The sequence below is a fragment of the Vibrio sp. S12_S33 genome (assembly GCF_963889785.1).
Classification (GTDB): domain Bacteria; phylum Pseudomonadota; class Gammaproteobacteria; order Enterobacterales; family Vibrionaceae; genus Vibrio; species Vibrio aestuarianus.
The window spans coordinates 1-8,177 of the sequence record NZ_CAWPQZ010000075.1 but is presented as its reverse complement, the minus strand read 5'-3'; the positions used below and the strand labels follow the sequence as shown (position 1 = coordinate 8,177).

The 8,177-nt window shown below is 40.3% G+C and carries 8 protein-coding genes; 4 read left to right on the top strand and 4 right to left on the bottom strand.

The window, feature by feature from the left end; translation table 11 throughout:
• The first annotated feature begins 770 nt into the window (after positions 1-770).
• Positions 771-1,229: a hypothetical protein gene (locus tag AACW06_RS18415; RefSeq protein ID WP_045626599.1), complete on the top strand. Its 459-nt coding sequence runs from the start codon at positions 771-773 to the stop codon at positions 1,227-1,229.
• Positions 1,230-1,986: 757 nt separating this feature from the next.
• On the opposite strand, the gene AACW06_RS18410 is transcribed toward AACW06_RS18415, so the two are convergent.
• Positions 1,987-2,430 (bottom strand): hypothetical protein, encoded by a 444-nt coding sequence (locus AACW06_RS18410; RefSeq protein ID WP_192076192.1) that lies wholly within the window; start codon positions 2,428-2,430, stop codon positions 1,987-1,989.
• A 307-nt stretch (positions 2,431-2,737) separates the two neighbouring features.
• On the opposite strand from AACW06_RS18410, the gene AACW06_RS18405 reads away from it, so the two are divergent.
• The 3 genes from AACW06_RS18405 (at position 2,738) to AACW06_RS18395 (ending at position 5,928) form a co-directional block, all read left to right on the top strand.
• On the top strand, positions 2,738-3,952 hold the full coding sequence (locus AACW06_RS18405; protein WP_086468430.1) for a hypothetical protein: 1,215 nt from the start codon (positions 2,738-2,740) through the stop codon (positions 3,950-3,952).
• Between the two features lie 697 nt (positions 3,953-4,649).
• Positions 4,650-5,414, top strand: a complete 765-nt coding sequence (locus AACW06_RS18400) for a hypothetical protein (protein ID WP_086468416.1) — start codon at positions 4,650-4,652, stop codon at positions 5,412-5,414.
• Between the two features lie 160 nt (positions 5,415-5,574).
• Positions 5,575-5,928: a DUF6404 family protein gene (locus tag AACW06_RS18395; RefSeq protein WP_192076191.1), complete on the top strand. Its 354-nt coding sequence runs from the start codon at positions 5,575-5,577 to the stop codon at positions 5,926-5,928.
• A 717-nt stretch (positions 5,929-6,645) separates the two neighbouring features.
• Here the strand turns inward: AACW06_RS18395 and AACW06_RS18390 are convergent.
• From AACW06_RS18390 to AACW06_RS18380, 3 genes are all read right to left on the bottom strand, one after another.
• A complete protein-coding gene (locus AACW06_RS18390) occupies positions 6,646-7,014 on the bottom strand; it encodes an HNH endonuclease (RefSeq protein WP_199763539.1) in 369 nt (122 codons plus the stop codon).
• A 9-nt stretch (positions 7,015-7,023) separates the two neighbouring features.
• Entirely contained in the window at positions 7,024-7,332 is a 309-nt protein-coding gene (locus tag AACW06_RS18385) for a hypothetical protein (protein WP_086468428.1), read from the bottom strand.
• A 477-nt stretch (positions 7,333-7,809) separates the two neighbouring features.
• A partial coding sequence (locus AACW06_RS18380; RefSeq protein ID WP_192076189.1) for a transposase occupies positions 7,810-8,177 on the bottom strand: 368 nt, incomplete at its 5' end.

Below are 8,177 nucleotides of genomic sequence, written 5' to 3'. Positions count from 1 at the left end.
AACTCTTCCTGACTTAGAAGAAGGTGAAGGGTTGTACTTTCAATCGGTTGCAATTGCTTCCGAGGGTTACTTTGAGTAAACACATAACAAGCAATTTAAGAGGGATTCACAACGCTTGGCACTTTTGCTTCTACTTCAAATTTAGTGTTTATGGCACAATGCGTTAGGTTTGGGTGGAGGCGTTGTTCACCCCTTAATTGGGCGTTAGCTGGGGTTAAGAAAAACGGTGAATTTGGGGTGGAAAGGCTTTGGGTTTTCTAGCTACACACCGGATAATTCTCAGTTTCTTAACTATCTCGCCAGTGGCACTTTTCGGGAAGCGTTTGAACTTAACTAAGTCTGCTTACGGGAAGTGTTGTGTTTGTTAAGTTCGTTGGCGTGGTTTCTTTGTTGTCGAAATTTATGAATGCCTAAATGCGTTTCGTGTGCTCTGTCGTTGGCTTTTTCGATAGAATTCTTTGCAAATTACAGTGCTCAGGTGTTGTGATTTTCTCGGTCATTTCTTCCTTGCCAAGCGCATTTCGTGGATTAGGTTTTACTTTCACAGCTGCCCGTTTTACTTTGCCGTTTGAAAGCAATAATGTGTTTCAAATTAGGCATTTTGGCGTAATTTGCTAGCGAAAGTGCAGCAGCTAACTAGGCGTTTAAGACGGATTCCCAACGCTTGGGAGTTTCGGCTCTAGGTTGAGTTTTGTGTTTAAGGCGCAATGGTTTAGGATTGTGGTCGCGTTGCTCACCACTTAACGCAGCGTTATGTATCAGGAGGCATTTTGGAACAATTTGAGCTAGTGAAACGATACCTAATACGACTCGAAAGTATTTATCATGGAGTTCCTTTGCTACCCCATTTGGAGAAAAAATTCTATGATGACGATGTCATATCATTCTTTATTCACTGTTTTCATGTTAAAGATTGGGCTATTAATGCAGGTATCAACAAAAACAAAGTTGAAAAATATATAAACTCTCACCAAGCGTTAATGATTTGTGCAGACTTCGCCAATGGTTCAAAACATTGCAAGATAACTAAAAACGTAAGAACTGGTGAGCAACCATATGTTGGTGGGTGTGAAAGGTTTACTTCAAGGCTTGGTGATGAAATTCCAATCATGCAATGCAGCTACAGGATCGTTTGTAAGTCCGAGGTTATAGATGCTTTAGTGCTGGCTAAAGAGTGTGTCGAACTGTGGCGTGTACTGTTAATAGACGAGTGCGTTGCAGATACATAACAAACAATTTAAGAGTGATTCAGCACGCTTGGCATTTTTGGTTTGGGTTTAGTTTAGTGATTACGTTGTTCCAGTTAAGTTATGTGGTAGCGTGCTTCACACCTTAATTGGGCGTTAGCTGGGGTTAAGAAAAACGGTGAATTTAGGGTGGAAAGGCTTTCGGTTTTCTAGCTACACACCGGACAAATCTCAGTTTCTCAACTATCTCGCCAGTGGCACTTTTCGGGAAGTGGTTGAACTTAACGAAGTCTGCTTACGGGAAATGTTGTGTTTGTTAAGTTCATTGGCGCAGCTTCTTTGTTGTTGAAATTCATGAATGCTTAAATTCATTTCGTGTGCTCTGTCGCTGGCTTTTTCGATAGAATTCTTTGCAAATTACCATGATTAGTAATGGTGATTTCCTCGGTCATTTCTTCTTTGCCAAGCGCATTTCGTGGATTAGGTTTTAATTTCACAGCTGTCCGTTTTACTTTGCCGTTTGAAAGCAATAATGTGTTTCAAATTAGGCAGTTTGGCGTAATTTGCTAGCTAAGTGCAGCAGCTAACTAGGCGTTTAAGACGGATTCCCAACGCTTGGGAGTTTCGGCTCTAGGTTGAGTTTTGTGTTTAAGGCGCAATGGTTTAGGATTGTGGTCGCGTTGCTCACCACTTAACGCAGCGTTAGCTGTCACTCGAAAAACGTGAGTTTGAGAAGGGAAGGTTTCAGGGTAACTAGGTGATTACCCTGAAGTCGTATTTGGCATTTATTGGCTAAGTTCTATTCCCAGAACTTCCACCATTTCTTACTATTCTCTTCGCGCTTTTCTTGACCCTTTTCAGAGCCCTTGTCCAGTTCATTTCGAGTTTGGTCTGCTTTCTTATCTTTCTGCTTTTCGAATCCAGATTTCTTGTCTTTAACTTTTTCTTTTAGCTCTTCGACTTCTTCCTGTTCATCTTCAAGCTCTTCTAACTCGCGCTCGAGAGCTTTTTTGTCTTTCTTATTTTTAGCTTTCTTAGCCTTTTCCTTTTTTTCTTCGATTAGCTTTTCAAGTTCATCTTCACGCTCTTCAATTTGAGTTTCAGCTTTTTTCAAATCGGAAATCGATTTTACATCCTCTAGGTTTGGTTTTCCTTTCCCAGCCCATTCAGGTTTTTCCGCTAAAGCTGCTGGTGCCATAAACGTAAGAAGGCTTGCTAATGCAATAACATTTGTCTTTTTCATGATAATACTCCTTTAAATCATGCTATTAACATATACACTACAATGAATGGTATCAAGCGGTTTAGTACCATTCACGAAGGGTGTGAAGCTAACAAAGCATTTAAGAGTGATTCTCAACGCTTGGCATTTTTCATTCCATCGTTGAGTTCAGTGTTTACGGTGGTAAAGTTTGGTTTCGTGGTCGCGTTGTTCACACCTTAATGCAGCGTTATGTTTTTTACTTCGACCTAAACAGATGACATTGCTTGATGTTGCATATAGAATTGAGTCTTTTAGTATGACATTCCATTTGAGCTATTAATAGATTATGAGTGAAAATAAACTCAAGTTAGAAAAGAACGCTGCGATTGTGTTATCTCTAGGGGTTGCAATATGTGTAGCGATAATTACTTTTAGTACACTGTCAGCAAAAGAAAGTGCTTTGTTAAGCCTTCTATTAACTGTGTTGTCGGTTTTGGCTTCGTGGCTTTTTTCTTCAATTCATAGTTCCTCACAGCACGCCGAAGCCATTAATGAAGTAAAAGAAATGCATAACGATAACTTAAGGACATATGCATTAAAGGCGGCGGAGAAAGTTAATAACCTATCAGAGCAGTTGAATAGACTAAGTCTTTATCTGGAAGATGAGCTATCAGATGACAGTATACCTTGCGAACGCGCAGTTAGAGTCGTGAGTGCTATACATATGATCGCAATGTTAAAATCTGTAAATGATACTTCACTGAGTGACTGGCAGGGCGTTATCGGTGAAGAAATTGAAGAGCATCGCAAGGAAAATGAAGAGCAGAAAAAACAGCTACTAAGCCTTATTGAGAAAGTCGATCATCTATGGGAATCCTACGATGATGATAGTTTGTCAGTTGATGCGGTTGACAAGCGTGTAAATCAACTTAAAAGAGAAGTTAGTAATCTAGCAGCAAACATAACTGGTTCGCACATCAATGTTACTAGAAACCCTAAAAGCGCTGAAAGGGAAAGAATTAAAACTCAATGTCCTGCCTGTAATGGAGATATCGAGTATAGCCAGCGTGGTAAAAAAGGAAGTGCCAAACCTATCTCATGTAAACACTGTCGCACTAAATTAGTTTCAAACTACGATGATGAGCATAGTAAGTTTAGACTGGTAGTGGCTGAATTGAAAAATGAAACTTTTAATTGCCCAACATGTGAAGCAAGCACTTCATGTCAAGTAGATACTCGACTGAATAAACGAGCGACTTTGGATTGCAGTGGTTGCAATACAAAACTTGTAGTGGTTCGAAAAGGTAGTGGTCAATTAAATATTAATGGTCATAGGACTTTGCCGACACAAGAAATCAACGACGAGTTTATTGAGTTGGTTAGAAAAGAACTTCCGCAGCAACCGTGGGAAAAGCATATACACAAAACGGTCGCTCGAAAGCTTGATGTTACAAATACTGCTGTGCAGAAAGCGATAGACAAACTAATCGCAACAGGCGTTTTTAAAGAGCAAAAAGATGGAGTGTTGTTCGATTTGGTTAAAATAAAAGAGTCTGCATAAGCTTTAAAACATAACAATCTGTTTAAGAGTGATTCGCAACGCGTGGCATTTTCACTATGCGTTGCGTTTAGTGTTTAAGGTGGTATGCGGCAGCATCGGTATTGCGTTGCTCACACCTTAACAGGGCGTTATGTGTTTGATGAGTTTTTAAGGTCAAAGCTACGATTTCATTGAGAATTCGTTCTGTATTTTCGGCAAGTTGGCTTGGTCAAAATGGATTCTTGAACAACCTGAGATTGATCGTTTTTAAGGTTCTTGGGTTGCCTCAATTAAGTTTTGGATCTGGTTTTTGTTGAGTTTAGTCAGTTTCAAATCGCTTCAATTGAAATGTCTTTTTGACTGACTCTCTTGCTGAAGTTCAGCTCTGAAAGTCTGGTGAAGCAAAAGATTTTGTTGTGGCTGAAAGGGCGCTTTCTTTGTTGTTGATCCTGCAAGTGGTTCTCTTTGGCTAAGAACGCTGTGAAATTTAGGTTTTAGTAAGCATCGTTTTTGTACGTAACTTATTTAAATCTCTTTATTTCTACGGTGGTTTACTTTGAATTCACGGTAAAATTCACATAACAAGCAATTCAAGTGGATTCTCAACGCGTGGCAGTTTTACTATGCGTCAGGTAAAGTGCTTTACGGTGCAGTGCAGCGGCTTGGCCAGTGCGTTGTTCACCACTTAATTGGGCGTTATGGCACAAATGGAGAGTTCATGAGTGAACCAGTAGAGAAAATACTATTAGCACCGATTCAGATTGAGTTTACTGATAACGTAAAGAAAATACGTCAGAACTTAATGATTACAAGCTTTATTGCGTTATTTATTACGTTAGGTGGAGTCAGTATTGACCCGAGTTCAGCTATATTCGGGTTAAAGTTCAATGGACTGACTGATGCGTTGTTATACAAAGGACTATCGATTCTCGTTGTATATTTTCTTATTCACTTTATTTGGTGTGCATATGAATCGCTTCAAGAGTGGGAAGTCAGGGTTACTGGTGCTAAAGAGGCATTTATACGTGCCGTGGATATGGACATAGATGAAACCATAAAACCACCATATCCGTCTGACCCAAGAAACTCTACATTTTACTTTTGGTGGTCAACTCAAGCTAAAAGGATTGGAAGTCTCAATAAACACTTAACTCATATAAACCAACGAATAGAGAGCATGGAGAATTCGATTGCCGATATGCGGGAGAAAGGCGTCAACTTAAATCGTTCAGATGCAATTATTAGTTCTCAAGTGCAACCGTTAAAAATCGATATTGATGGGGCAGTAAGCTCTATCAATCGCATGGAGAAAGTTCTAGTCGGAAATCAGTTATTGATCTCCATGAAAACATTTGATCGTCGATATAAATACTTTCTTAAAAGTCAAAATATTCGATGGTTTGTTATAGATTTTTTCGGTCCAATTATCTTGTCTTCAGTCGCACTACTGTTTCTGTTGAATCGTGGGATAGTTGTGCCATAACAAACAATTTAAGAGGGATTCCCAACGCTTGGCATTTTGGGTTCTACTTCAAATTTAGTGTTTATGGCACAATGCGTTAAGTTGGGTGGTAGCGTTGCTCACCCCTTAATTGGGCGTTAGGTTTCTCCGTGGGAAACATCGAATTCGAGGATTTTAGATCATGGATTATGAAGCGAAGCTACAACTTGCTCACAAAGAATTAAATGACAAAGGCGTTTGGAAGTCGAACTACAATCCACCAATTGCAAAGTGGCTACGTAAACTTGGAATGTGTTTTCCGCCACCTTATTACCAAAGTTATTTTGCAAACGTTATGCTTTGTGTGACTTTCTTCGCTCCTGTATGGGGGATCTTTCAATGGTTTTTCGTGTGGAACGAGCTAGGTAAACCAGTTTTAGAAGCGGTTTTCATCTCGTTACTTGCTGGCACTTTGTTTGGCTTGGTTATGGCAACCTTCTACTACATTAGACGTAAGCAATTAAATCTAACAGATTGGGGTTCATTGGGAGAATAAGCCCAAAACCTAACAAACAATTTAAGAGTGACTCCTAACGCTTGGCGATTTCACTCCGGTTTGAATTTAGTGTTTACGGTGCAATGGTTTAGTTTGGGTGTTATAGCGTTGTCGCACCTTAATTGGGCGTTATGCAACTCAGGTAAATTTAGGGGTTCAATCTTTTGGGATTTCTCCGGCCATTCGTTTTGAGCTGTCGGCAAATGAGCATTTTTACCCTCAAATTCATGGTTAACTCAAACCGTAAAACAGGCAAGATTCTTTATTTGCCTCAATCGGTTTTAGCGTTGGCGTGTTGTCAATTTAGTGAGCGCAAAGTGTGGAAAGAGCAAGTTAATTGATCATTTTGTATTTGTTGAAGGCTTCGCTCGTTGAGTTAGTTTGGTTCAAAAGCCTAGTTTGTCGCTGAAAGGCAGACTTCATTTTTGCGGCTTATTTATCACGGCTTTTGTTTGGGTTGATTCTTGAATCACTCAACTATTGCAATTGTGGTTTTTGATCGAGTAAAGTCAGCTTATCTTATTGAATTTGCATAACAAACAATTTAAGAGGGATTCCCAACGCTTGGCATTTTTTCTTCTACTTCACTTTTAGTAGTTACGGTGTAATGCTTTGGGTTGGGTGGTAGCGTTGCTCACCCCTTAATTTGGCGTTATGCTGCAATCACATAATTAAATAGATTTCGTGGTGGAAGAATCAAGTTATAAGCTTTGATTCTTATTTCAAATTCATCGCTCTATCTTCAAGGTTCTCGATTACAGAGCGTCTATCGCAATCGTTGCCACGACTTCTGTTGCACGACACGTGTGTAAGTCTGAGATTTGTTCTCTCGTTACCACCACCTTTAGAATGAGGTACTATATGGTCTACATCAAAACTCTCGCGGCTCATTGGGTCATGGCAAATAGCGCATTTACCACCTTGTTTCAACCATAGTTGATTAGTCACACTATCCATCCATTTTTTTCGTGGAATCGGTGCTATTTCATTCAGTCGTTTTGTAGCTTCATCTGTTTCGAATGTCGCTTCTAGTTCTACTTGTCGCTTTGTGTGTTCAGCACGCTTTAAAATTTCATCTAATGACATAATGTCTACCTACTGGTTTTTCCTGCTGTCTTTTTCTTTGTTTAGGAGAGTTTGGTGAATTTTAAGTCTTCTATTAACTGATTTAGCTCTATCTCGGTTCTCTTGGTCCTCGAAAATTCCTTGGTGTAAGGCAGCAATTTTTTCCAATTGTTCTATTTTACCGCCCATACTTGTTAGTTCGCTGTCTGTGCGGCTTTTATAGTCGCCTAATGCATTAAGCTCTTCAGAAACAAATGTTACAAATTCTACGTAACGCTGTTCAATTGCGTCTTGGCGTTCCTCGAGGCGTTTTACGCGAGCAGCTAGTTCTTCTGACATCGTTCAATCCTTAGCTAAAAGCTGTATAGTTTAACTCTAGCATTATCCTTATACGGCTAAAGGTCAAGAACTTAAATGTCCTTGAATAGTGGTGCTATTTAGTAATAATTGTTTGCTTGGAAGTCTGGGAACAGCAGCATAACAAACTGTTTAAGAGTGATTCGCAACGCGTGGCACTTTTATTATGCGTTGTGTTTAGTGTGTAAGGTGATATGCGGTAGCTTCGGTAATACGTTGCTCACATATATGGTCTCCCCCAGTTTTGCAAGTCTGCAGTATGATTAAAAGCGCAGGTTAACTACCATATATACGGCCTGTTTTTGCGGCTATTGCCTTGGCCAAGATGAGGCAGTCGAACACGAAGTCCTAATCACCTTATCGACTTTAAAAGCCAGTGTGAGCAGAAGGTTTTCAACGTGTAGGATTTATCCTGTTATTCATCTAACTACGTACTTTGCAAAGGGTGGTGTTGGTTGTTTATAAGGGTTGATACTCTTCTCGCTTTGTTGTGACAGCCCAAGCGATACGCATTAGCTTGTTTGCGAGCGCGACTGCGGCTCGATTTGGCCCGCGACGCTCTTGTAAATCAAGCATCCATTGACTCAGTTTGTCAGACTTAAATTTGGCCCGCCGTAATGCTGCTCTTGCCCCATGAACAAGTAATGACCGTATGTAAGTGTTACCTTGTTTAGTGATGCCCATAAGCATCACGTTGCCACCTGTTGTGTTCTGCCTTGGAACCAGCCCCATCGCAGCAGAGGCGTCTCGTCCCGTTTTGAACTGTTTCCCTGTGCCTAACCATACCGCTACGGCTTGACTGGTGAGTGGCCCAAAGCCAGGGATAG